The organism is Ruegeria sp. G10 (assembly GCF_056533645.1).
Genome location: NZ_JBQFOQ010000007.1, coordinates 136098 through 160683 on the forward strand (window position 1 = coordinate 136098; position 24586 = coordinate 160683).

The following is a 24586-nucleotide window of genomic DNA, read 5'->3' on the forward strand; positions in this document are numbered from 1 at the left end:
CGTGAGTGCGCAGGCTCTGAGCCTCGGTTGGTTGCAACGCTACAGGCTGCGCCTCAAGCGTCGGCGTCTGCTGTGGCGGTCTTTTCGCAGCCGACATCAACTGACCGCGCTGTCGGATCGCACCCCGCGGATCAGGCCGGGCGACATTCTGGCCTTCACCACCCTGCGCAATGAAATCAACCGGCTGCCGTGGTTCTTCCGCCATTACCGCGCGCTGGGCGTCGATCACTTTCTGATGGTGGACAATGGCAGCGACGACGGGTCCGTGCCGTATCTGCTGGACCAGTCGGACGTGTCCCTGTGGCAGACCGATGCCAGCTATCGCGCAGCGCGGTTCGGGCTGGACTGGCTCACATGGCTGCAGATGCGATATGGCCACGGGCATTGGACGTTGATGGTGGACGCCGATGAACTGCTGATCTACGCCCATCACGACACGCATACCCTGCGCGATCTGACCAAATGGCTGGACGCACGAGGACAAGAGGTGTTTGGCGCATTGATGCTGGACCTCTACCCCAAGGGCCCTTTGGGCGCGCAACACTACGACCCCCAAACCGATCCGACCGAAACCCTGACCGGCTTCGACCCCGCCCCGTATCGCGCCCAGCGCCAAAGCCCGATGGGCAATCTTTGGGTGCAGGGCGGGGTGCGCGAACGGGCGTTCTTTGCCGATCAGCCACAAAAATCCCCAACGCTGAACAAAATCCCGCTGGTGCGTTGGTCGCGACGTTATGCGTACGTCAATTCGTGCCATTCCGCCCTGCCGCCAAGGCTGAACTACGGCTACGACGGGCCACAGGGTCAGGCCCCCTCGGGCGTTCTGCTACACACCAAGTTCCTGCCCGAGATCATCCAAAAATCCCGATCCGAGAAACTGCGGCGGCAGCATTTCCACGACCCCGATCAGTTCGGCCTTTACTATGACGGCATTATCAACGGCCCTGATCTGTGGATCGCGCAATCGGCACAACTGCAGGGATGGCGGCAGCTACAGGACCTGGGCTTGATGAACGCGGGCGGTTTCCCAGCCACAGAGGGGAGGTAAACCGGATTTAAACCCGTTGCCTGACAAGGTGCGAAAATGTCATAAAACGGTAATAGTCCGGCACCACTCAGGCCACAGGCGGCCCCGGGCAGACGCGCATATCAAAAAGGTTGGGCAGCCGCGTGAGCCTTTTGGATTCCTATCGCATGAGACTACGGCGCAAGCGCCGCCTTTTGCGATGCCTGCGCAAACGGCGCGAGCTCCGGGCTGTTCACAACCAAACCGCGCAAATCCGCCCTGATGACGTTCTGTTGATGAGCGTCGTGCGGAACGAGAAAATTCGCCTTCCCTATTTTCTGGACTACTACCGTAAGCTTGGCGTGAGTCATTTCCTGTTCGTTGACAACAACAGCGATGATGGCACGTCAGAGTTTCTGCAAGACCAACCGGATGTGTCGCTCTGGTGGACAGACGCCAGTTACAAAGGGTCAACCTATGGCGTCGATTGGTCGAACTACCTGATGCGCACCTACGGGCATGGTCATTGGGTCCTGACGGTCGATCCGGATGAATTCCTGATCTATCCATTCTGCGACACGCGCCCGATCGGCGCATTGACTGACTGGCTGGACGATACCGGCGTGCGCAGTTTCGGGACCATGCTGATCGACATGTATCCCGAAGGCGTGATCGAAGATGCGCCCTATCAAGAAGGGCAAAACCCGTTCGAGCTGGCGCCCTGGTTTGACTCCGGGAACTACATGATCACCCGCAACCCGACCTATGGGAACCTCTGGATACAAGGCGGAGCGCGGGCGCGGGTGTTTTTTCAGGATGCCCCCAAAAAAGCACCGGCGTTAAACAAGATCCCGCTGGTGAAATGGCACCGCCGCTATGCCTATGTCAGTTCGACCCACGCGCTGCTGCCGCGCGGGCTGAACCAAGTCTATGAGGAGAAAGGCGGAGAGAAAACCAGTGGCGCGCTGCTGCATGCGAAGCTGATCAACACGCTCGGCGACAAGGCGCGCGAAGAGGTGCGGCGCGGCCAACACTATCGCGGCTCTGGCGAATACAAGGCCTATGCCGCGCAACTGGAGGACCAGCCGGTATTCTGGAACACGTGGTCGGAAAAATACATCAACTGGCGACAGCTTGAGATTTTGGGCCTGATGTCAAAGGGAAACTGGGCATGAGCAGCCTGGGCATCGTTATGCTGGTCCACACGGCGCTGGATCGGGTTGAACAGGTTGCCCGGCACTGGACGGCCTCTGGTTGCCCTATCGTCATCCACGTGGATCGCAAAGTCGGCGCAGAAGCCTATTCAGATCTTGTTGCGGCCTGCGCAGGAAACCCCTTGATCCTGTTCTCGGATCGTCACATCTGTGAGTGGGGCAGTTGGGGGATCGTTGCGGCCTCGCAATCTGCCGCTGCACTCATGCTTGAGCGGTTCCCGGATGTACGTCATGTCTATCTGTCGTCAGGCGCCTGTTTGCCGTTGCGCCCGGTGGCAGAGCTGATCGACTATCTGGCCGACCGACCGCGTGTGGATTTCATCGAAAGCGCCACGACACGCGATGTGAACTGGACGATGGGTGGTCTGGATCTTGAGAGATTTACACTGCGCTTTCCCTTTTCGTGGCGCACACAGCGCAGATTGTTTGATGCATATGTGCGCCTGCAGCGTTCGCTGGGCCTGCGCCGGACCATACCCGACGGGCTGGTACCGCATATGGGCAGCCAATGGTGGTGCCTGACCCGCCAGACCCTTTCGGCGATCCTGCAGGATCCGAAACGCAATGAGTACGACCGCTATTTCCGGCGCGTCTGGATACCTGACGAAAGCTATTTTCAGACCCTGGCACGGCTTTATTCTACGCATATCGAAAGCCGGTCACTGACCTTGTCCAAGTTCGACTATCAGGGTCGGCCGCATATGTTCTATGACGATCATCTGCAGTTGCTGCGCCGGTCCGACTGCTTTGTGGCCCGCAAGGTCTGGCCCAAGGCAGACCGATTGTATCAGACCTTTCTGACCGACCAGAGCAGCGCCATCGCCCCGGCCGAACCCAATCCGGGCAAGATCGATCGGCTGTTCTCGAAGGCAGTCGAGCGTCGGGTGCGCGGCCGTGACGGGCTTTATATGCAAAGCAGGTTCCCCCGTAACAGCACAGGGCTGAACCTGACCGCGTTCCCTTACTCGGTGTTTCAGGGCTTCACCGAGGTATTCGAAGATTTCGAGTCATGGCTGGCCGAGACCACAGGCGCGCGGGTACATGGCCGCCTGTTCCACCCCGGTCATGCGCAGTTCGCAAACCAAGAGGCCATGATCAACGGCAGCCTCAGCGATTGCGCAAACCTGCGCGATTATAATCCGCAGGCGTTTTTGTCGAACCTGATCTGGAACACGCGGGGCGAACGGCAGTGCTTCCAGCTCTGCCCCTCTGACACGCAAAAGATCAACGATTTCCTTGTGCGCGATAAGAACGCCCAGATTTCGATTGTCACCGGTGCATGGGCATTGCCGCTGTTTCGCTCCAACATGAACTTCGCCGATATCAGGTCCGAGGCCGCGCGCTTGCAACAGGTGGAAACCAAACAACTTAAACTGCTGGATACGGCCCGCGCCAAAGCGCGTATTCGAATCTGGACCATGGCAGAGTTTGTTGAATCGCCGATGGATCCGCTGCAAACCATTCTGGAAACCATGGGCGCACCGCAACCCAATCACCTGACCGAGGCCCCGACGATGGTTGATCTGACCGGGTTCGGCAAATTCTTGCAAAACCTTAAGAATCAGGGAATGCACCCTTATCTGATGGGGGATTTCCCGGTCGATGATGTATTTGGAAACCAGCCCAAAGCCTTCAAGAAACCTTATCTGGTGCAGTAACCCGGAATGACTCGCGCCTTCGACACTTTCATCGTGCTGGCCGATATGCGCACCGGCTCGAACCTTCTGGAACAGCATTTGAACGCATTCGACGGGATCACCTGTCACGGTGAGGCTTTCAATCCGTACTTTGTCGGCCTGCCGAAGCTGGATCATTTGCTGGGCTTTACTCTGGAAGATCGCGACGCGAATCCGAACGGCCTGATCGACGCAATCCGCAATGCGCCGGGATCAATCAACGGGTTTCGCTTTTTCAGCGACCATGACCCGCGCGGGCTTGAGACGACGCTGGATGACCCGCGCTGTGCCAAGATCATCCTGACGCGCAATGCGCTGGACAGCTACCTGTCATGGAAAATCGCCCGCGCGACAAAACAGTGGAAGCTGGTGAATATCAAGCAAAGGCGCGATGCTCAGGTGACCTTCGAAGCCGATGAATTCGCCCAACAGCTGGAACAAAGGCAGGCCTTCCAGCAAACCGTTTTGAATCATCTTCAGAAAACCGGTCAGACGCCCTTTTATATCGATTACGAGGACCTCAATGATCTTGAGGTTCTCAACGGCCTCGTCGCCTGGCTGGGGGTCGACACCCGGCGCGACACGCTTGACGAACATCTGAGACGTCAAAACCCTGCACCTGCCCTGTCCAAGGTGACCAACCCAGAGGAAATGACACAGGCGCTGGCGCATCAGGATCGCTTTAACCTGCACCACATCCCAAATTTTGAGCCGCGCCGTGGGCCTGCCGTCTCGCGGTATGTGGCGGCGGCGCAAACGCCTTTGCTGTATCTGCCGGTGCGTGGCGGGCCCGAGGCTGAGACGATACAGTGGATGGCAGACCTGGATGGTGTAGCGGTCGAGGATCTGCTGACCGGACGCAACCAAAAGCAAATCCGCGCCTGGATGCAGAACCACCCCGGTCATCGTAAATTCACCATTCTGCGACACCCGCTGTCACGCGCGCACGAGGTTTTCTGTGCCCGCATCCTGGGCACCCGGCCCGGAACCTATCGGAAAATCCGCAACATGATGCGCCGAAGGTATGAACTGCCGATCCCTGAAACACTTGATCCCGACACCTACACCCTGGACCAGCATCGCACAGCGTTCGCCGCCTTTCTGGTACTGCTGCAACGAATACTGGCCGGTCAAACCGTCGTGCGTGTCGATGGCGAATGGTGCGGTCAGGCACAAACGCTTGAGGGCATGGCCAGCTTTGCCATGCCAGATCTGATCTTGCGCGAAGACGAGATGTCAGAGGCGCTGCCAGTGATCGCGGCCAAACTGGGCCATCCGAACCCGCCCGCGCCAAAACACGCGCAGGCTGAAACGCCTTTTTCACTGGAACAGATCTACGACGCAGAACTGGAAACGCTGGCGTCCGAGGCCTACCAGCGTGACTATGTGATGTTCGGTTTCAAAAACTGGGCGCCGCTGTGATCAGGGGCGCAAGGTGATAACCGTACCTTCATTCACCATCGCATAAATCTCTTCGATCTCTTCGTTAGAGACCGCGATGCAGCCTGCCGTCCAATCCGGCGTTTTTCTGGCGCGTCGCAATTCCGACCGCAGATTTGGCTGGCCGTGGATGAAGATATCGCCGCCCGGATCCACCCCTGCAGCCTCGGCCTGCGCCCGATCGGCTGAATTCGGATACGAGATTCCCAACGACAGGTGATACCGGCTGCGGGGATTGCGGCGGTCGATGAGATAAGTGCCCTCTGGCGTGCGCCCATCGCCCTTCTTGGTCTTGGTGCCGGTTGGCGCAAACCCCAGATCGACTTCATATTCTTTCAGAATCTGCTCGTTGTGCAGAAGATAAAGCTTGCGCGCACCCTTATTGATGACCAACGAAGTCACCTCGGGCCCGTCATATGCCAGAAATCTTGGGCTGGCTGAGGCGCATGCCGAAAGGCTCAGCGTTGCCATCGCCCCCAGTCCAAATACTCGACGATCCATGAGTTTCACTGCCTACTGCTCTTTTTTTGCAATTATTACGTCAAAACTGCGGGTAACAGAAATCACTTTTTGCTTTGCGCCTGGTCGCTCAGGCGGCGTTCGATGGATTCCAGCCGCTCAAGCACCTCGTCGCGATAGGCGTCGGTCTTAACCTCATCCTCGGCGTGATGCGCATCCTGCATCGAGTTCACGATAAGACCGACCAGAAGGTTCACGACCGCGAAGGTGGTCACCATGATGAACGGGACAAAGAACAGCCACGCATAGGGATAAACCTCCATCACGGGACGGACGATGCCCATGGACCAGCTTTCCAGCGTCATGATCTGAAACAGCGTATAGGCCGACAGGCCCAGATCACCGAACCAGTCGGGAAAACTGCTCGAGAACAGCTTGGTCGAGATCACCGCCCCGATATAGAACAAGATCGCCATCAAAAGGAACACGCTGGCCATGCCGGGCAGGGCTGAAATGAACCCCTCAACCACGCGCCGCAGGCGGGGCGCGACCGAGATGACACGCAGAACCCGCAGGATTCGCAGCGCGCGCAGTACCGAAAGCGCCCCGGCACTGGGCACAAGCGCGATGCCCACGATGATGAAATCAAAGATGTTCCAGCCGCTGGTAAAGAACCTGCGCCCCGTCGCGATCAGCTTCATGGCGATCTCGGCCACGAAAATGGCAAGACACAGCTTGTCGAGCGTGACGATCAGAGGCCCTGCAATCTCCATCAGCGTGGGCGACGTCTCCATCCCCAGCAGCACCGCATTGAAAAGGATCACACCGGTGATGAATTTCCCGAAAGCCGGGGCTTCGATGATAGGCAGCAGGCGTTGGGCAATCCCCATGCGAGTGGTCCTTGTCTCAGATTTATGGGTTCAGAGTGAACCGGGCGGCAAGTTCGGTGTGTGACGACCATCGAAATTGGTCAACCACCTGTACCCATTCAAGGGTGTATCCGGCGTTAACCAGCGTCTTTGCGTCGCGGGCAAAGGTGACCGGGTTGCACGAAACGTAGGCGATCACCGGGCGCTGCGCCCGTGCCAGTTCGGTCACTTGCGCCTCGGCCCCCGCGCGCGGCGGATCAAGCACAATGGCGTCGAATTTCTTGAGTTCGTCTGGCATGAGGGGCCTGCGGAACAGGTCGCGTGTCTCAGTCGTGACGTGTTTGAGGCCTTGGGTCTTGCGCCAGCCCTGATCCAGCGCCCCCGTCATCTCTGCCTCACCTTCGACGGCATGAACCTCGGCGGTGCGCGCAAGGGGTAAAGAGAAGGTGCCGCAGCCCGCAAACAGATCTGCAACCCGCTTGGCCCCCAGTGTAGCCTCGGAAACCGCCTGTGTTAGAGCCTGTTCTCCGTCCTTGGTGGCTTGCAAGAAAGCGCCCGGCGGTGGGACAACATCAGCGGCGCCAAAGCGCTGTGTGGGTGCGGTGCGCATGGCAATGACCTCGCCCTCCCAGCTGAGGCGCGCAAGGCCGTGATGCTCGGTCGCTTGCGCCAGCGCCAGCTCCAGTGGTCCATCCAACGGCTTGCCGCCTTTCACCGCCACGTCCAGACCGCCCTCGGACAGGGTCAGTGTGACGGCCAGCACGGCTTTGCGGCTGCCACCCAGAACGGCCATCGCTTCGGCGACCGGAATGGCCGCGATCAACTCAGCGTGCAGCAAGTGACAGTCGGGAATCTCGGTGATCGTGTCCGAGGCGCGACCGTGAAAACCCGCCAACGTCCCCTTTTTAGTGCGGCGCACGGCGATGGTGGCACGGCGGCGTGTGCGTTCGGGTGAGGTATGAATGGGCCGCATCGGGGCATCGAGCCCCTGCGCGGCCAGCGCTTTGCGCACCACCTCAATCTTCCAGCCTGCCACAAAATCATCCGCCGCGTGCTGCAACTGACACCCGCCGCAGGACTTGTAGTGGCGACAGGGCGGCTTCACCCGCTGGTCCGAGGGTGCCTCGACCCGGATATCGCTTAGAACCTGGCCTTGTAACGCGCCGCTGACCACTTCACCCGGCAAGGTTCTGGGGGCATAGATCGGCCCATCCGCTATCCCGTCACCCTGATGACCAAGGCGGGTTATGGTGTATTGCTGTGTCATGCGCGCGTGATAACCGGGCTTTGGGCGCGACAAAACCCCTTATTCTGCAGCCTCAGCCTGAATGAACCCGCCCGATTGGCGGTGCCAGAACCGGGCGTAAAGCCCGCCGCGCTCGAGCAACGCCTCGTGCGTGCCGCTTTCGACAATATGGCCGTGATCCAGAACAATGATCCGGTCCATCTCGCTCAGCGTCGACAGACGGTGCGCAATGGCCAGAACAGTCTTGCCCTGCATCACTCGATGCAACGCGGCCTGAATCGACGCCTCGACCTCGGAATCCAGCGCCGATGTGGCCTCATCCAACACCAGAATCGGCGCATCCTTCAGAATGGCGCGGGCCAGAGCGATCCTCTGCCGCTGCCCACCACTCAGTTTAACCCCGCGTTCGCCCAGATGTGCGTCATATCCCTTGCGCCCCTGCGCGTCTTCAAGGCCAAGGATGAAGTCATGCGCTTCGGCCTTGGTTGCGGCGTCGATCATTTCGGCCTCAGTGGCGCCCAGGCGGCCATAAAGAATGTTCTCACGCGCGGAACGGTTGAACATCGCGGTTTCCTGCGTGACCATCCCGATCTGACGGCGCAGGCTGTCTTGCGTTACTTCAGACACATCCTGACCATCGATACGAATGGCACCTTTTTCCCCGTCATAGAGCCTGAGTAAAAGCGAAACCAAGGTGGATTTACCGGCCCCGGACGCACCGACAATGCCCAACTTCTCGCCCCGCGCGGCGGTGAAATGAAGATCGGACACCCCGCCGATATCGCGACCATAGGCGAAACTTACATGATCAAACGCAATCTCTCCTTCCGTGACATTCAGATCGGGCGCATTTGGCACATCTTCGACCCGGTCACGCTTGGTCAGCGTGTGCATACCATTCTCGATCTCGCCGACATTGGCATAAAGCCCCATCAGCGTGAAGCTGACCCAGCCTGTCATTTGCGAGATGCGAACCGAAACGGCACCCGCCGCGACGATGTCCCCGGTGGTTGCAGTGCCAGCCTGCCATAGCCACAGCGTGGCCCCGATCAGCATCACCGGCAACACGCCCGCCAAGGTCATCAGAATAAGCCGGAAGCTGGCAGACAGCCGACCAAAGTCCAACGACCGCTCGCGCAGGTCAATCATCGAGTTGCGCGCCGCTTCATCCTCGTGCCTGGCATGGGCAAACAGCTTGACCGTCTTGATATTGGTGATCGTATCCACAATCTGCCCGGACACCATCGCCCGCGCGCCCGCCCGCGCGCCCGAGCGTTTGCGGATACGCGGCAGATACCAGCGCACCAGCAGGAAGTAGACGATCAACCACAACACAAAAGGCAACATCACCAGCGGATGAATAGACCCTAACAAAAGCAAAGAACCCACTAGTGAGGCCAACGCAAATACAATCGCACTGATCGTTTCCGAAACGACCGAGGTCAGCGCCGTTGCGGTCTGGACCTGCTTCTGCGCAATCCGGCCTGCAAAGTCATCATCGAAATAAGTGACCGACTGGCCCAGCGTCCAATGGTTCAGTTTGGCCAGAACCAGCGGCGGTATATTGGGCATCACAACGTAATTGTTCGAAAATGCCGACAGGCCAAAAAAGACGGGGCGCAGTAGCATGAAAAACGCCACTGCCCCCAAGATCATCCACAGATTGCTACCGGTTAGGAAGGCGTCTGGCCCGCCGGTTGTTGCTACATCGATGACGCGGCCCAGAATCCACGCCGTCCCAGCCTCCATCGCGCCTGCGGTCGCCGAGAACAGGGCGGCGACAAACAACATCGGCCACGCCCCAGACAATGCCCAACGGATAAACGCCCCCAGCGTTTGCGGCGGGGGCGTCCGGGTGGCGTTGAACGGTTGTATGAGATCCGCGATCCTCATTCAGCGGCCTCCGGGTTCAGGAAGCCGCCAGATTGCCGCGCCCAGAACTGGGCGTAAAGCCCGCCCTGCGCCAACAGGTCGGCATGCGCGCCCTCTTCCACGATGCGGCCGCCATCCATGACCAGAATACGGTCCATCTGCGCGATGGTGCTAAGCCGGTGGGCAATGGCGATCACGGTTTTCCCCTGCATCATACCGTAGAGCGTTTCCTGTATCGAAGCTTCGACCTCGGAATCTAGCGCGGATGTCGCCTCGTCCAACAGCAAAATCGGCGCGTCTTTCAGGATCACACGCGCTAGCGTCACACGCTGACGCTGACCGCCGGACAGCTTCACACCACGTTCGCCCACATGAGCATCATAACCAGTGCGCCCCTCTGGGTCTTGCAAATCAAGTATGAACTCATGCGCTTCGGCCTGTTTGGCAGCGGCGATCATCTGGTTCTCGGACGCATCAGGGCGGCCGTACAGAATGTTTGCACGGACCGATCGATGCAGTAGCGCACTATCCTGCTGCACCATCCCGATATGGCTGCGCAGACTGTCCTGCGTGACCTTCGAGATGTCCTGGCCATCGATCAGAATCGCGCCCTGTTCGACGTCGTAGAACCGCAGAAGCAGCTTTACCAGGGTCGATTTTCCCGCACCGGACCGCCCGATCAGGCCGATCTTTTCGCCGGGCTGAATCGTCAGACTGACATGATCCAGCCCGCCGGTCTCGCGCCCATAGTGGTGCGACAGGTCGCGGATTTCGATTTGACCGCTGCCCAGCTGCAAGGCTTTTGCATCGGGTTCATCCAGAAGATCGATGGGTTGCGCAATGGTTTGCATACCCTCGGCAACGATGCCCAGTTCCCGAAAAAAGCTGGTCAGCGCCCACATGATCCAACCGGTCATAGCATTCAGCCGCAGCGTCAGTGCGGTGGCTGCAGCCACCACCCCAACCGAGGCGCTGCCCTGCGCCCACAGCAGGATGGCCCAACCGACGACGCCCACAATCAGGACCCCGTTCAATGCAACAAGCGCTGCGTCCATGATGGTGAAAATCCGCATCTCGATCTGGAACGTGCGGCGGGTCTCTGCAATCGCTTCACGCGCATAGTCCAGTTCTTGCGTGTCATGGGCGAACATCTTGATCGAGTGGATGTTGGTATAGCTATCCACCACCCGCCCCGTCACGGTCGAGCGTGCATCCGACGCAGCCTGTGACGCCGGACCAACCCGTTTGACGGTCCAGCGCACGAGCGCACCGTAAAAGACCAGCCAGATCAGCAATGGCAGCAACAGACGCGGATCAGCCGCCATCAGCAATATGGCCGCACCGATCATGTAGGCGATCGAGAACGAGATCGCGTCAAAAACCTGAAACACCACTTCACCTGCAGCGGGCGGCGTTTGCACGACCCGGTTGGCGATGCGCCCTGCAAAGTCGTTCTCGAACCAGCCTACCGACTGACGCAGGACATGCTTATGGGCCCGCCAGCGGATCAGCGTACCAAAGTTCGGCAGAATCGTGTTGTTCAACAGCAAGACATCGACCAGCTGCAGGATCGGACGAATGAACAGGATCAGCGCAGCAACCACAATCAACTCGGTCCCGTGCGTCTGCCAGAACTCAGCCGGTGAGCTGCCCAACAGATCGACAACGCGGCCCATATAGAAGATCAGCCCGACCTCGACGGCCGCGACGATCACGGACATCAATGCCGCCAGCACAAAGACACGTTTGAAAGGTTGCGAATAGCCCAGCATAAAAGGCCAGAGCCGCGTGGGCGGTCTGTCCACCTGTTCATAGGCAACAAAAGGATCAATGAGGTTTTCGAAATAGCGAAACATGGAGAGTGCTCCGATTGAGCAAATAGCAGGTCATGCGAAGAAAGATGGCGCCAGAACACCACCCCTACGGGTCTAAGTGTTCCGGGCTTTAGCCGAACCAGATCCCGTAATACATTCGCAGTCCTCCCTCCATATGAGTCCTGCGCACCCTGCCAAATCAAATCGGGTTTGTCATCCCCTTTTGAGACTTCGCTTTAGTCCGCCAGCAAGTCTTCGCGATTGAGCGTAAAGCCCGAAGCGATCCAGCGCGCCTCAAGCTCGGCCAGTTTTGCGCCCAGCGCGGGACCCGAGAAGGCGGGGATCAGATCAGCAGCCTTGATCGGAAAACTGGCCGCAGCCCCTTGTTCCAGAGCGGCGGCAAGGTCGTTTGACCATGGCTGTTCCAGAAACGCACACCGCAGCAGTGTTTCGTGCAAGCCGCCTTCGGACCCATAGCGATAGCCGAGTTCCGCGACACTGGTGGTTGCCATGGCCTCGTCCCGCATTCGGGTCAAACGCTGCAGTTGTGCGCGGCTGAGGCGCAGGGTTGTCGCGGCCTCCGGCGGCGCGATCGCGGCCAGGCGACGAATCGCCTCGGGTGCGGCATGGGCATCCTGTTCCAGCTGGATCAGAACGGCCAGCGCCCGGTCATCTGCACCTGGTAGCAGCCGCGCCAGCACACCGGTGCTGCGCATGGCGGCAACCGAGGGTGCGGGGTCGGGCGCGGCCAGCAATTTCAACATCTCGGCCCCGACGCGTTCGCGGGAAAGTGTCTCTAAACCGTCAAGATTTGCCGCAATCGCGGCCAGTGCATCAGGATCGAACCCGGCCTCGGCATCGCCGTACCACGCATGAAACCGGAAATAGCGCAGCGACCGCAGATAATCCTCGCGGATACGATCCTGCGCGTCGCCGATAAACCGCACCCGCCGCGCCTGCAGGTCTGGCAAACCGTCCAGCGGGTCGAGGATCGTGCCATCGGGACGGGCATAAAGCGCGTTCATGGTGAAGTCGCGGCGCGCAGCGTCTTCTCCCACCCTATCCGAGAAGGCCACGACCGCGCGGCGACCATCGGTTTCGACATCGCGGCGAAAAGTGGTGACCTCGTGCGGGATGCCACCACTGACGACCGTGATCGTGCCATGATCGATCCCCGTGGGGATCGGTTTCAACCCGACCTGCTGCGCCAACTCCATCACCCGTTCGGGCCGCGCATCGGTGGCAATGTCGATATCCGAGACCGGCGCATCCAACAGCGCGTTGCGCACACAGCCCCCCACAAACAACGCCTGCGCGCCGCCTTTGGTCAATGCGGCACACACCGCCTGCGTTGCGGGGTCAGAAATCCAGTCTTCGGTGATCTGCATCATTCGCTCATCCGTGCTGCCAACCCGCGCAGCATCCGCGCCGTCGCGCCCCAGATGTAATAGGGACCATAGGGCACAGCATAGTAATACCGTCTTTGGCCGCGCCAACGGCGCGACTCGACGACATAATTCTCGGGGTTGAGTACATGCGCAAGCGGGACCGAAAAAACCTCGTCCACCTCGCCGGGTTCAGGGACGGTGTCAAAGCCGGTTTCTAGCACAGCGACCACGGGCGTGACCGAGAACGACGTGACCGTTTCATGCGTCGGCAGGTGACCCAGAATGCGCGGAAGGTCGGTCGGCAAACCAATCTCTTCCTGCGCCTCGCGCAATGCGGTGGCGGTGACATCCATGTCGCCGTCATCCTGTTTGCCGCCGGGAAAAGCGATCTGACCGGGATGATGTTTCAGCGCCGATGACCGCTTTGTCAGGATCAATCGGGGCACGTTATAGGCCAACGAAACAGGCACTAATACACCTGCAGGGCGCAGTTTGCGCCCCGCAGGTAACACTGTGTCGGGGTTCAGGTCAAAATCGCTGGACCCCGTGCCGTCCCGGCCCAGCGCCGCCGCCAGATCACTGATCAGATCACGCGCCATCCGGACCTTCGGCCTCGAACCCGACGGTGGTCGGGTCCAGCACGTAATGTGCGCCGCAAAACTGGCAATCGGCGGTGACTGTGCCTTCGTCGGTCGTCATCTTCTCGATGTCCTGCGCCGAATAGATCGACAGGCTTTGACGCACGCGATCTTCGGAACAGGTACAACCGAACTGCACCTGCTGGGCGTCATAGACGCGGGGCTGTTCCTCGTGGAATAATCGCACCAGCAGGTCGGTCGGCGCAATCGACGGGCCGATCAGTTCCAGATCGTCCACCGTGTCCAGCAGGATGTTGACACGGCCCCAGTTCTCACCCTCTTCCCCGCCCACCAGATCGGCGGCAGTCAGAATCTCTCCGCTGCCTTCACCGGACGCGGCGAAGGGCGAGGCCTTGGGCATATGCTGCAACATAATTCCGCCCGCGCGCCAATGCTCACCAACGCCCGGTTCAGTCGATTTGCCAAAGCTCAGCGAGAACCGGGTGGGCAGCTGTTCGGACTGCGCAAAGTAAGCCTCGGCGCAGGCGCTCAGCGAACCTCCGGCCAGCGGAGTGATGCCCTGATAGGGCTGTGTGCCCTCGCCCTGATCAATCATGATGGCGAAATAGCCTTCGCCCACCTGATCGAACGGCGCGGCGTCAGTCAGCCGGTCTCGGTCAAAGCTGGCATAGGCGCGGATCTGCGCTGGTTCACCCTCGACCTGCGGCGCGTAGTAATCGGTTGCGATCATCCGCACCGCACCTTTGGACTGCACCTGCAGGGACAGTTTCCAGCGCAGCGAGACCGTCTGCCCGATCAATGCGGTCAGCAAGGCCATCTCGGCCACCAGCGCCTCGACCACTTGCGGATAGTCGTGCTGTTTCAGGATGCCGCCCAACACACCGTCCAGCCGGGCCACGCGGCCACGCATGTCGGGTACATCAAGTTGAAAGGGCAGGACGGTATCGTCCCACGCGATTTTGGTTCCAAGAGACATGAGGGTTTCCTTACACGCCACAGGTTGGCATACCGCCACCATATAGGTCGAACAAATTGTGTTGAAAGGGGCCATACATGATCAGACGGTTCGGTGAAAGCCCCGAAGCCGGGCGCAGATATACGCGGCGCGTGGGCGTCTATTCCCTGCTGCCACAGGGCAACCGCCTGCTGCTGACCTGTCAGCTGGAACCCGGCCCCGATCTGCAACTGCCCGGCGGCGGCATCGATCCGGGCGAATCCCCGATCATCGCTCTACACCGCGAGGTGTTTGAGGAAACCGGCTGGCTGATCGCCGATCCCCGTCGCGTCGGCGCGTTCCGCCGGTTCACCTATATGCCCGAATACGATCTGTGGGCCGAGAAAATCTGCCTGATCTACCGCGCCCGCCCCGTGCGCCGCATCGGCCCCCCGACCGAACCGTTTCACGAGGCCTTGTGGATGGAAACAGCAGACGCCGTTCATTTGCTGGGCAACGAAGGCGACGCCCATTTCGCCCAGCGCCACCTGCTGGGGCTTTAGGGCCCGTTATACTCGAAGAACACGGCCGAGACGTCATCCTCAAGCCCATATTCGGAGGACATGACCTGCGTCAGCCGCCAGAACATATCGTCCAGAAATTCCGAGCCGACATTCTCGGTCAGGCATTCGGCGGTCATTTTCTGCAAGCCATGCTCGTCCAGAAAACTTCCATCCCTGAGTCTGCATTCAGTGAACCCGTCTGAATAAAGCAGCAACTTGTCACCGGGTTGCATGTAGGTTTCGGTCTGCTGAAAGCTGACATCTGGTAACAAACCAATAGGCAAACCCCCGTCGCCCAGAAACTCTGCCTGGCCATCAGCGCGCAACAGCAGAGGATGTGGATGCCCGGCCTGCACCATCTTCACGTGACCGTTGCGCAGGTCAACAATGGCGTAGACCATCGTGAAGTACTCTTCGACTCCGGCGTCGGCAATCAAACGTGAATTCAACACCTCCGCGACCTCTTCCGGCGGCAAGAGCGCAAAGAACTTGTTGAACCGCCGCTCCATCGCGACGTTCTGATCGAAGTGTTTGCTAGACAGATACCCGCCCAGCCGAGCGGTCATCATGGCCGAGGTGATCCCATGGCCCGAGACATCGATACTGTAAAAGCCCAGCCTGTTCACACCCGGCGAGAACATCCCAACCAGATCACCACCGATATGGCCGCAAGGTTTCAACAAAAGACTGACGCGGGATGCTCCGAACTGCCCGGTCAGCTCGGGCACCAGCGATTCCTGTATCTTGCGCGCCTGAATCAGATCCTTGTCGATAGCGTCATGAGCCAGCTTGAGTTCGTTCAGCGCGTTTTCAATCAGGCGGTTCTTCTCGGACAGCTCACGCTGCATATCCAGAATACGTGCTCCCGCTGAAATACGCGCGCGCAGCTCATCGGCCTCAAGCGGCTTTATCAGAAAATCATCTGCACCTGCATCCAGCCCTTTGGCGACCTCCTGCTTTTCGCTTTTTGAAGTCAGAAGGATGAAATAGCTGTACTGCTCGGTCGCCAGACCGCGGAACGCGCGGCAAAAATCCAGCCCGCTCATCCCTGGCATTACCCAATCGCTGAGCACCAGATCGGGAAGTTCATCGCGGCACAGTCCTATCGCGGCCTCGCCTGTTTCGGCCTCAAGCACCTCAAATCCCCATTTCTTAAGCGAAGCGACCAGAATCCGGCGCTGCAATCGGCTGTCATCCACCACCAGAACCTTTCGGATCGCGCCAAAGTCCAGCTCGACCCGGCTGTCTGACTGACTGACGTCCGGCACCATAGAGTCCCTGCGTTCGTTCAACATACCAATTGGCGTGACGCTAAGGGGTCGGACTTAACATCTCGTGAAAGATCAACGGAATGCGCCTTAACCGCTTTTTTACCGCTTACGCGTTATCCAAGACCCAACCGCAAGAGGGTGGCATGATTCAGTGGTCCAGAGTTCGGCAATTGCGCGACGAGGTTGGCGCAGATGAGTTCGATGAGGTGGTCGAGATTTTTCTGGAAGAGGTGCAGGAGGTGATCACAAAGCTACGTGCAGACACCAAACGCGCCGAGATGGAGCAGAACCTGCATTTCCTGAAAGGCAGCGCGCTCAGTCTTGGTTTCGACAGCTTTTCCAAGCTCTGTCAGGATGGTGAGCGGCGGGCCGCTGCAGGTGACAGCAGCCGGGTCGATTTGGCCGCAATTTTCGCCGCATACGATGAATCGAAGACCGCATTTCAGGACGGGTTACCGCAAAATCTGCGTTAGATCACGAACTGCGCCAGCGTCTCGTCTTCGGTGATGTCGGTATAGGTGAACCCGGCCTCGTCCAGATGGGCAAACAGGCGCATGAAGTTCTCAGGTCGGCGCGTTTCGATCCCAATCAGGACCGAGCCGAAATTGCGCGCCGATTTCTTCATGTATTCGAACCGGGCGATATCGTCCTCGGGGCCGAGGATGTTCAGAAACTCCTTCAAAGCTCCGGGGCGTTGCGGCAGGCGCAGGATGAAGTACTTTTTCACGCCAGAATAGCGCTGTGCCCGTTCTTTGACCTCGGGCAAACGTTCAAAGTCAAAGTTCCCTCCGGACGTCACGCACACCACGGTTTTACCCCGTATGAAACTCTGGATATCGCCCAGCGCCTCGATTGCCAAAGCACCAGCCGGTTCCAGCACGATGCCTTCGACATTCAGCATCTCAATCATCGTGGTGCAAATACGATCCTCGGAGAGCGTGAGCACATCAGACAAGTGGCGCGACTTCAACAGCGCAAAAGGTTTCTCGCCGATCCGACCTACCGCTGCACCGTCAACAAAAGTATCCACGTGGTCCAACGCCACCGGATGACCCGCCGCCAGCGCAGCACGCAGGCACGCCCCGCCCGCCGGTTCTACAAACACGCAATGGCTGCGGTCGCCGAACCAGCTTGCTACACCTGCCGACATGCCGCCGCCACCGACGGGCAGCAGAACGTGGTCCGGAAGGCCGCCCAGTTGCTCTTCAATTTCAACCGCCAGCGAGGCCTGGCCTTCAATCACGTCCTCATCGTCGAAGGGTGACAGGAAATGCCCGCCCTGCTGTGCGCACCAGGCTTGCGCGGCGGCCAAGGTGTCGTCGAAGTAGTCACCGGTCAGGTGGATTTCGACATTGTCGCCACCAAAGATGCGGGTTTTTTGGATTTTCTGCTGCGGCGTCGTCACCGGCATAAAAATCACGCCGCGCACGTTGAGGTGTTTGCACATATAGGCCACGCCTTGCGCGTGGTTGCCGGCGCTGGCGCAAACAAACAGATCCTGACCTTGCTGCTTGCGCATCGCATTGAACGCGCCACGGATTTTATACGACCGCACCGGGCTGAGGTCTTCGCGCTTGAGCCAGATATCTGCCCCATACCGCTCGGACAAATGGGCATTGCGCTGCAACGGCGTCACTGGGAAGACAGAGCGCATCGCCTGTTCGGCGGCGCGGGCGCGGGTCATGAAATCGGTCATGGACGCGTCAGTGGCCTATCCTGAGCGATAGGGCAAGGAATACATATGTGTACGGGCCGTCAGGAGAGTTCGCGTTTTTCGATGAAGACGCCGTAGAGTGTGGTCAGGATGCTCACGTTGATCAAAGGCACGATCAACATACCCGCGAACACGACAACCAATACGCCAATGACCGGAACCAGCAGCAACAGTGACGACAGACTTTGCAACAACACCTGAAACAACACCGAAAGCACCACAAGTACCAGGAGAGCGCCCGAGAACCCTGCCGTCGCATTCCACGCCTCGGAGATCGCGATCGACCGGCCAATCGCGGCACCCGGCAGGATCGGCGACAGGCGATAGAACCCAACCGTCATCAACGCGATAACCACAAGCCAGACCGCCACACCTGCCGCGACCGAGGCCTGCACAGCGACCCCCACAACAAAAGAGACCGGCACAAGCACGATTGCACCAAGGATTAACAACATCAAAAGACGCCCGAAATAGGCAAGCACCCGGTCAAATCTGAACTTTGGCAAGAAGCCGGTTGGATATTCCTCAAGCAAAACAAATCGGTGCCACGAGACGACAATCCAGAGGATGGTTCCGAACACGACGATCATCAGGCTGAAGACAAAACCCAGAATCGACATCAGGGCCGATTCATCGGGATCGCCGGTTGCGCTGTCGAACTCTTCCAGCGGCACGTCGAAGATCAGAAACAACGCAATAGCCAATACGCCCGCGACCAGTGCGGGTACCAGTGAAATCTGAAGCGCCGGTTTGAGGTTTCTCAACACCATCTTGATCGAATGCACAAATATCTCGAGCCCCAACATCCTGAAAACCGCTCTCTCAACCAATCCTTGTTCTCTATCCGCCCGTTTCACCCTAATTCCCGCCCAGCGTCAACGCAGATAACTTGCCCCCGGTTTCAAAACCCGCTAGGGGCCAAGCGTCTTACGTATAAGGGGAAGTCAGATGTCCGCGCCCAAGAAAGTTGTTCTGGCCTATTCCGGTGGCCTTGATACCTCGATCATCCTGAAATGGCTGCAGACCGAGTATGGGTGTGAGGTCGTGACCTTCACCGCCGATCTGGGTCAGGGTGAGGAACTGGAGCCCGCCCGCCAAAAGGCCGAGCTGCTGGGGATCAAGCCCGAGAACATCTATATCGAGGACATCCGCGAGGAATTCGTCCGCGATTTCGTCTTCCCCATGTTCCGTGCAAATGCGCAGTATGAGGGGCTGTACCTGCTGGGGACTTCGATCGCGCGCCCGCTGATCTCGAAACGCCTGGTTGAGATTGCCGAAGCCACCGGTGCGGATGCCGTGGCCCACGGCGCGACCGGCAAGGGCAACGATCAGGTGCGGTTCGAACTGGCGGCTTACGCGCTGAACCCCGATATCAAGGTCATTGCTCCGTGGCGCGAATGGGACCTGACCAGCCGCACCAAGCTGCTGGAGTTCGCCGAACAGAACCAGATCCCGATTGCCAAGGACAAACGTGGTGAGGCGCCGTTCTCGGTCGATGCCAACCTGCTGCACACCTCGTCCGAGGGTAAGGTTCTGGAAGACCCCGCCGATATGGCGCCCGACTATGTCTACCAGCGCACCGTCCACCCCGAGGACGCGCCGAATGAGCCCGAGTTCATCGAGATCGGCTTTGAAAAAGGCGACGCGGTCAGCATCAATGGCGAGGCGATGAGCCCGGCCACCATCCTGACCAAGCTGAACGAATATGGCGGCAAGCACGGCATTGGCCGTCTCGATCTGGTCGAAGGTCGCTTTGTCGGTATGAAATCGCGCGGCATCTACGAAACCCCGGGCGGCACAATCCTGCTGGAAGCACACCGCGGTATCGAGTCCATCACCATGGACCGTGGCGCGATGCACCTGAAAGATCAGCTGATGCCGCAATATGCCGAGCTGATTTATAACGGCTTCTGGTACTCGCCCGAACGCGAGATGTTGCAGGCCGCCATCGACCGCTCGCAGGAACACGTCACCGGCACCGTCCGCGTGAAACTGTACAAAGGTCTGGCTTCGACCGTTGGTCGTTGGTCGGATCACTCGCTGTATTCCGAGGCGCATGTGACCTTCGAGGAAGACGCCGGTGCCTATGACCAGAAAGACGCGGCAGGCTTCATCCAACTGAATGCGCTGCGCCTGAAACTGCTGGCAGCGCGCGACAAGCGGCTGGGCAAGTAAGAGCTTTCAATCCGAAGACCAGCCCCGGTGCCCCAATGGGCACCGGGGTTTTTCTTTGCGCGCTTCCCGTTGGGTCAGGCTTGCCCGACGTGGCGATTTTTCTCTACGCATACGTCAACTCAGGAAAGGACGGGCTATGCTGCAGGATATCGCCGACGGAATTCAGAAAGGTCTGAATGGGAAGGGCTTTGACGGGTCGTTGAAATTCGACTGCGGTGAGGATGGCGTGATCGTTCTGGCCGATAACACCGCCTCGACGCAGGATCGCGATACCGATTGCACCATCCGCATCTCGCGCGAGAATCTGACCAAACTTCTGACCAGAAAGCTGAATCCGATGACCGGCGTGGCGCTCGGTAAGCTGAAAATCTCGGGCAATATGGGTGTGGCGATGAAGCTGGGGCAGTTGCTGGGGTAACGGGTGATCACGGATAAACTCGTCTCACCAGCCCGTGACAAACCATGTCAGTGCATTGCAAGCGCGCGAAACTGAGGGCAGCTTGGTCTCGGAAGGAGACCTGCCATGACCCGGACCGTTTACCTTGAATACTTCAAACCCTCATTGTTGTTTGCACTGATCCTGCTGACGGCCATGCTCCGCGCTCTGCCTGCGCCTGCGGCGGGAACCGAGACGCTGACGGTTGCAGGAGGGTGTTTCTGGTGCGTCGAATCAGATTTTGAATCCGTTCCCGGCGTGATCGAGGCCATTTCGGGCTTTACCGGCGGTAAAGCGGCGAACCCGACCTATGATCAGGTGTCCAAAGGTGGCACCGGTCATTACGAGGCGGTTCAAATCACCTTCGACCCAGCCCGCGTGTCACGTGAAACGCTGTTGAATATGTTCTTCCGTTCTGTCGACCCCACCGACGCGGGCGGCCAGTTTTGCGACCGCGGGAACAGCTATCGCACGGCAATATTCGTCTCTAACGCTGGCGAAAAGGCGCTTGCCCAACAGGCCAAAGCCGATGCTCAGCGGGCTTTGGGACAAACTGTTGTGACGCCGATATTGCAGGAAGGCGCGTTCTATCCGGCAGAGGAATACCATCAGGACTACTACAAGGGGGACAAGCTGGTTCTTACCCGCTTTGGACCCAAGCGTCAGAAGAACGCCTATAAGGCCTACCGCAACGCTTGCGGCCGCGACGCCCGCGTCAAGCAACTGTGGGGCAGCGACGCACCATTCGTCGGATCTTAATCGAGCTGCGCCGCGCGCACCTCTTTCAAATCCGGAATAACATCTGCTGTACCGTGCCGCGTGACCATAAGGGCCGCGGCACGCATCGCTTGAGCGATCGCCTGCCCCATCGGCATCCCCCGGTCCATCCCTGCCAGCACATATCCGGTGAACGTATCCCCTGCGCCCGTGGTGTCGACGGCGTCAACTTTGTGGGCGGCGAAATCCAGCGGATCATGACCGCGCTGGTAGTACCGTGCGCCCTTCGCCCCCAACGTCACAATCACATGCTCGACCGGCAGGTCCGAGGGCGCGAGGCTTGATGCGGCCTGCAGCTGCTCGGCCTCGATCTCGTTGAGGATCAGGAAATCGAGAAACGGCAGGACAGCCTGAACTGCATCCGCCTGAAACGGGGCCGCGGCGTAGCAAACGGTCAGGCCAAGGTCGCGGCCCAGACGTGCGGCCTCGACCTGCGCGTTGGTTTCGTTCTGCATCACCAGAACGTCCCCGGTGATGGCCTCGCCCAAGGCCTGTTGCAGCTGCTGAACCTCCAGCGCGTGGTTGGCCCCGGGGTAGAGGATGATCAGGTTTTCGCCTTCGGCATCCACCGCAATGATCGCGTGACCAGTGGGCGTGTCGACCTCAGCAATACAGCGGGTATCGATCCCATATTCGGTCAGACGGTCACGCGCCCAGCGCCCATCCGGCCCGACGGCCCCGATATGCGCCACCCGCGCCCCCGCACGGGCCGCGGCGACAGACATATTGGCCCCCTTGCCGCCCAGAAACCGGTCAAGCCTACCTGCCGCAAGGGTTTCGCCAGCCTTCGGTAGATGCGGCAGGGCATAGACCATATCCGCATTGATCGAGCCCAGGTTCCAGATCGTCATGGCCTATCCAATATCGCAAGAGGCCAGAATGGCCATGTTCAGGATGTCATTCGCCGTCGAAACGGTCGAGCAGATCTGAATCGGCTTGTCGATCCCGGACAGGATCGGCCCGATCACGGTGGCTCCGCCCATCTCCTGCATCAGTTTGGTGGAAATAGAAGCCGAATGCCGCGCCGGAACGATCAGGATATTGGCCGGTCCGGTGAGCCGCTGAAACGGGTAACCGGCCTGCTGATCGACGTTCAGGGCAACGTCCACTGTCATCTCGCCTTCATATTCGAAATTCACGCCACGCTGATCCAGAACCGCAGGGGCACGGTGCATTTTCTCGGCCCGTTCTGAGACCGGATACCCGAAGGTCGAAAAGCTGACAAAGGCCACGCGGGGCTCCAGACCCATATGGCGGGCCACGGCGGCCGAGCGTTCGGCGATATTGGCCAGATCGTTTTCATCCGGCCATTCATGCACCAGCGTATCACCGATCAGAACAATCCGACCTTTATGCAGCAGCGCGGTCACGCCTGCCGCTCCATTTGCGGCATCGGCGTCAAACACATGGTTGATCCGGTCCAGCACGTGCGCCGATTTGCGCGTGGCCCCGGTTACCAGACCATCGCCATGGCCATGTGCCAGCATCAGGGATGAGAACACATGCCGGTCGCGCGCGGCCAGACGGTGGATGTCCTTACGGTCAAAGCCTTTGCGCTGCAGGCGCTGGTACAGAAAGTCCTTATAGGCATCCAGATGGGTGGTATTGGCGGCGTTCACCACCTCCAACTCGCGCACAGCATCGCCCAGGCCGGCCTCTTCCAGCTTTTGCTTGACCTCATCGGCACGGCCAACCACCAGCGCCTTGCCAAAGCCCGAGCGCTGATAGGTCACCGCCGCACGCAACACGCGCGGGTCGTCGCCCTCGGCAAAGATCATCCGGCTTTGAGCCTGACGCGCTCGGGCGTTCAGGCCACGCAGGATGCTCGCCGTCGGGTCCATACGGGATTTCAGGCTTAGCTCATAAGCGTCCATATCGATGATCGGACGCCGCGCCGCGCCGGTATCCATCCCGGCCTTGGCAACGGCGGGCGGGATGCGGTGGATCAGGCGCGGATCAAACGGGGTGGGGATGATGTAATCACGGCCAAAGGTCAGCGATTTGCCATAGGCCATGGCGACCTCATCAGGCACATCCTCGCGCGCGAGATTGGCCAACGCATGGGCGCAGGCGATCTTCATCTCGTCATTGATGGCCCGCGCATGGATGTCCAAAGCACCGCGGAACAGGTATGGGAAACCCAGCACGTTATTGACCTGATTGGGATAATCGCTACGCCCGGTGGCAACAATTGCGTCCACGCGGACCTCATGCGCCTCTTCCGGAGTGATCTCGGGATCAGGATTTGCCATCGCAAAGATCACCGGATTATCGGCCATGCTGGCGACCATATCTTGCGTCACCGCGCCTTTCACCGACACGCCAAGGAACACGTCCGCGCCTTTCATCGCCTCCTCAAGCGTGCGCAATTCCGTCGAAATCGCATGGGCTGATTTCCACTGGTTCATCCCCTCGGTCCGGCCCTGATAGATCACACCTTTGGTGTCACAGACGATGCAATTTTCATGCCGCGCACCCATCGACTTGAGCAGTTCGATACAGGCAATCCCCGCCGCGCCCGCGCCGTTTAAAACGATCTTCACATCCTCGATCTTCTTGCCCGAGATATGCAGCGCGTTCAGCAGCCCCGCCGCACAGATCACCGCAGTCCCGTGCTGGTCATCGTGAAAGACCGGGATATCCATCTCTTCCTTCAGGCGCTGTTCGATGATGAAACACTCAGGCGCTTTGATATCCTCAAGGTTGATGCCACCAAAGGTCGGCCCCATCAGACGAACAGCGCGGCAAAACTCATCCGGGTCTTCCGTGTCCAACTCGATATCGATCGAGTTCACATCGGCGAAGCGCTTGAACAGAACCGCCTTACCCTCCATCACCGGCTTCCCGCCCAGCGCGCCCAGGTTGCCGAGGCCCAGAACAGCAGTTCCGTTCGAAATCACGGCGACCAAATTGCCCTTGTTGGTATAGTCATAGGCTGTCTCGGGCGCTTCGGCGATGGCTTCACATGGAACAGCGACGCCGGGGCTATAGGCCAGCGACAGATCGCGCTGGGTGGTCATGGGAACGGTGGCCTGCACCTCCCACTTGCCGGGGGTCGGGTCCAGGTGAAAGGCCAGCGCCTCTTCTTTTGTAATCTTCGTTTTGGGCATTTTAAGGGTCGTTTCCATGACTT

At 59.3% G+C, this 24586-nt stretch carries 22 protein-coding genes; 9 read left to right on the forward strand and 13 right to left on the reverse strand.

Going from position 1 to position 24586, the window contains the following annotated elements; translation table 11 throughout:
* The first annotated feature begins 1 nt into the window (after position 1).
* From ACR0KM_RS13440 to ACR0KM_RS13455, 4 genes are all read left to right on the forward strand, one after another.
* On the forward strand, positions 2-1048 hold the full coding sequence (locus ACR0KM_RS13440) for a glycosyltransferase family 2 protein (protein WP_480859066.1): 1047 nt from the start codon (positions 2-4) through the stop codon (positions 1046-1048).
* A 146-nt stretch (positions 1049-1194) separates the two neighbouring features.
* The gene (locus ACR0KM_RS13445; protein WP_480859271.1) at positions 1195-2181 is read left to right on the forward strand and encodes a glycosyltransferase family 2 protein; all 987 of its coding nucleotides are present in this window, start codon (positions 1195-1197) and stop codon (positions 2179-2181) included.
* The gene (locus ACR0KM_RS13450; protein ID WP_480859064.1) at positions 2178-3878 is read left to right on the forward strand and encodes a DUF5927 domain-containing protein; all 1701 of its coding nucleotides are present in this window, start codon (positions 2178-2180) and stop codon (positions 3876-3878) included. Before ACR0KM_RS13445 ends, ACR0KM_RS13450 begins: the two co-directional genes overlap by 4 nt.
* Before the next feature lie 6 nt (positions 3879-3884).
* Positions 3885-5318 carry a nodulation protein NodH gene (locus ACR0KM_RS13455; protein ID WP_480859063.1) on the forward strand — a complete coding sequence of 478 codons (1434 nt, stop codon included), beginning with the start codon at positions 3885-3887 and terminating at the stop codon, positions 5316-5318.
* On the opposite strand, the gene ACR0KM_RS13460 is transcribed toward ACR0KM_RS13455, so the two are convergent.
* From ACR0KM_RS13460 to hslO, 8 genes are all read right to left on the reverse strand, one after another.
* Complete coding sequence (locus ACR0KM_RS13460; protein ID WP_480823863.1) at positions 5319-5837, reverse strand: L,D-transpeptidase family protein; 519 nt, start codon at positions 5835-5837, stop codon at positions 5319-5321.
* 62 nt (positions 5838-5899) lie between these two features.
* Complete coding sequence (locus ACR0KM_RS13465) at positions 5900-6685, reverse strand: ion transporter (RefSeq protein ID WP_480859060.1); 786 nt, start codon at positions 6683-6685, stop codon at positions 5900-5902.
* A 22-nt stretch (positions 6686-6707) separates the two neighbouring features.
* Positions 6708-7931, reverse strand: a complete 1224-nt coding sequence (locus ACR0KM_RS13470) for a class I SAM-dependent RNA methyltransferase (RefSeq protein ID WP_480859058.1) — start codon at positions 7929-7931, stop codon at positions 6708-6710.
* Positions 7932-7970: 39 nt separating this feature from the next.
* Entirely contained in the window at positions 7971-9803 is a 1833-nt protein-coding gene (locus ACR0KM_RS13475) for an ABC transporter ATP-binding protein (RefSeq protein WP_480859057.1), read from the reverse strand.
* On the reverse strand, positions 9800-11638 hold the full coding sequence (locus tag ACR0KM_RS13480; RefSeq protein ID WP_480859055.1) for an ABC transporter ATP-binding protein: 1839 nt from the start codon (positions 11636-11638) through the stop codon (positions 9800-9802). The genes ACR0KM_RS13475 and ACR0KM_RS13480 overlap by 4 nt, the downstream gene beginning before the upstream one ends.
* Positions 11639-11832: 194 nt before the next feature.
* On the reverse strand, positions 11833-12987 hold the full coding sequence (locus ACR0KM_RS13485) for a CCA tRNA nucleotidyltransferase (RefSeq protein WP_480859054.1): 1155 nt from the start codon (positions 12985-12987) through the stop codon (positions 11833-11835).
* Complete coding sequence (locus tag ACR0KM_RS13490; RefSeq protein WP_480859052.1) at positions 12984-13583, reverse strand: CoA pyrophosphatase; 600 nt, start codon at positions 13581-13583, stop codon at positions 12984-12986. Before ACR0KM_RS13490 ends, ACR0KM_RS13485 begins: the two co-directional genes overlap by 4 nt.
* Positions 13573-14559 carry an Hsp33 family molecular chaperone HslO gene (gene hslO, locus ACR0KM_RS13495; RefSeq protein ID WP_480859051.1) on the reverse strand — a complete coding sequence of 329 codons (987 nt, stop codon included), beginning with the start codon at positions 14557-14559 and terminating at the stop codon, positions 13573-13575. The genes ACR0KM_RS13490 and hslO overlap by 11 nt, the downstream gene beginning before the upstream one ends.
* A 77-nt stretch (positions 14560-14636) precedes the next feature.
* Between hslO and ACR0KM_RS13500 the strand changes: the two genes are divergently transcribed.
* Positions 14637-15080, forward strand: a complete 444-nt coding sequence (locus ACR0KM_RS13500; RefSeq protein ID WP_480859049.1) for an NUDIX hydrolase — start codon at positions 14637-14639, stop codon at positions 15078-15080.
* Here ACR0KM_RS13500 and ACR0KM_RS13505 read toward each other — a convergent pair.
* Positions 15077-16351: a PP2C family protein-serine/threonine phosphatase gene (locus ACR0KM_RS13505; protein ID WP_480859048.1), complete on the reverse strand. Its 1275-nt coding sequence runs from the start codon at positions 16349-16351 to the stop codon at positions 15077-15079. The genes ACR0KM_RS13500 and ACR0KM_RS13505 overlap by 4 nt on opposite strands.
* Positions 16352-16494: 143 nt before the next feature.
* Between ACR0KM_RS13505 and ACR0KM_RS13510 the strand changes: the two genes are divergently transcribed.
* Positions 16495-16824, forward strand: a complete 330-nt coding sequence (locus ACR0KM_RS13510) for an Hpt domain-containing protein (protein ID WP_480859046.1) — start codon at positions 16495-16497, stop codon at positions 16822-16824.
* Here ACR0KM_RS13510 and ilvA read toward each other — a convergent pair.
* The gene (gene ilvA / locus ACR0KM_RS13515; protein WP_480859044.1) at positions 16821-18047 is read right to left on the reverse strand and encodes a threonine ammonia-lyase IlvA; all 1227 of its coding nucleotides are present in this window, start codon (positions 18045-18047) and stop codon (positions 16821-16823) included. The genes ACR0KM_RS13510 and ilvA overlap by 4 nt on opposite strands.
* Positions 18048-18106: 59 nt before the next feature.
* Complete coding sequence (locus ACR0KM_RS13520; RefSeq protein WP_480859042.1) at positions 18107-18871, reverse strand: hypothetical protein; 765 nt, start codon at positions 18869-18871, stop codon at positions 18107-18109.
* 142 nt (positions 18872-19013) lie between these two features.
* Here ACR0KM_RS13520 and ACR0KM_RS13525 point away from each other — a divergent pair, with 142 nt between their 5' ends.
* From ACR0KM_RS13525 to msrA, 3 genes are all read left to right on the forward strand, one after another.
* Positions 19014-20240, forward strand: coding sequence for an argininosuccinate synthase (locus ACR0KM_RS13525; protein WP_480823839.1), 1227 nt, complete (start codon positions 19014-19016; stop codon positions 20238-20240).
* Positions 20241-20376: 136 nt separating this feature from the next.
* Positions 20377-20658 carry an SCP2 sterol-binding domain-containing protein gene (locus ACR0KM_RS13530; RefSeq protein WP_480859040.1) on the forward strand — a complete coding sequence of 94 codons (282 nt, stop codon included), beginning with the start codon at positions 20377-20379 and terminating at the stop codon, positions 20656-20658.
* A gap of 105 nt (positions 20659-20763) precedes the next feature.
* Positions 20764-21435, forward strand: a complete 672-nt coding sequence (gene msrA / locus ACR0KM_RS13535) for a peptide-methionine (S)-S-oxide reductase MsrA (RefSeq protein ID WP_480823834.1) — start codon at positions 20764-20766, stop codon at positions 21433-21435.
* Here the strand turns inward: msrA and ACR0KM_RS13540 are convergent.
* Entirely contained in the window at positions 21432-22304 is an 873-nt protein-coding gene (locus tag ACR0KM_RS13540; protein WP_480859039.1) for a ribokinase, read from the reverse strand. The genes msrA and ACR0KM_RS13540 overlap by 4 nt on opposite strands.
* 3 nt (positions 22305-22307) lie before the next feature.
* Positions 22308-24563, reverse strand: a complete 2256-nt coding sequence (locus tag ACR0KM_RS13545) for an NADP-dependent malic enzyme (protein WP_480823830.1) — start codon at positions 24561-24563, stop codon at positions 22308-22310.
* Between the last annotated feature and the right edge of the window lie 23 nt (positions 24564-24586).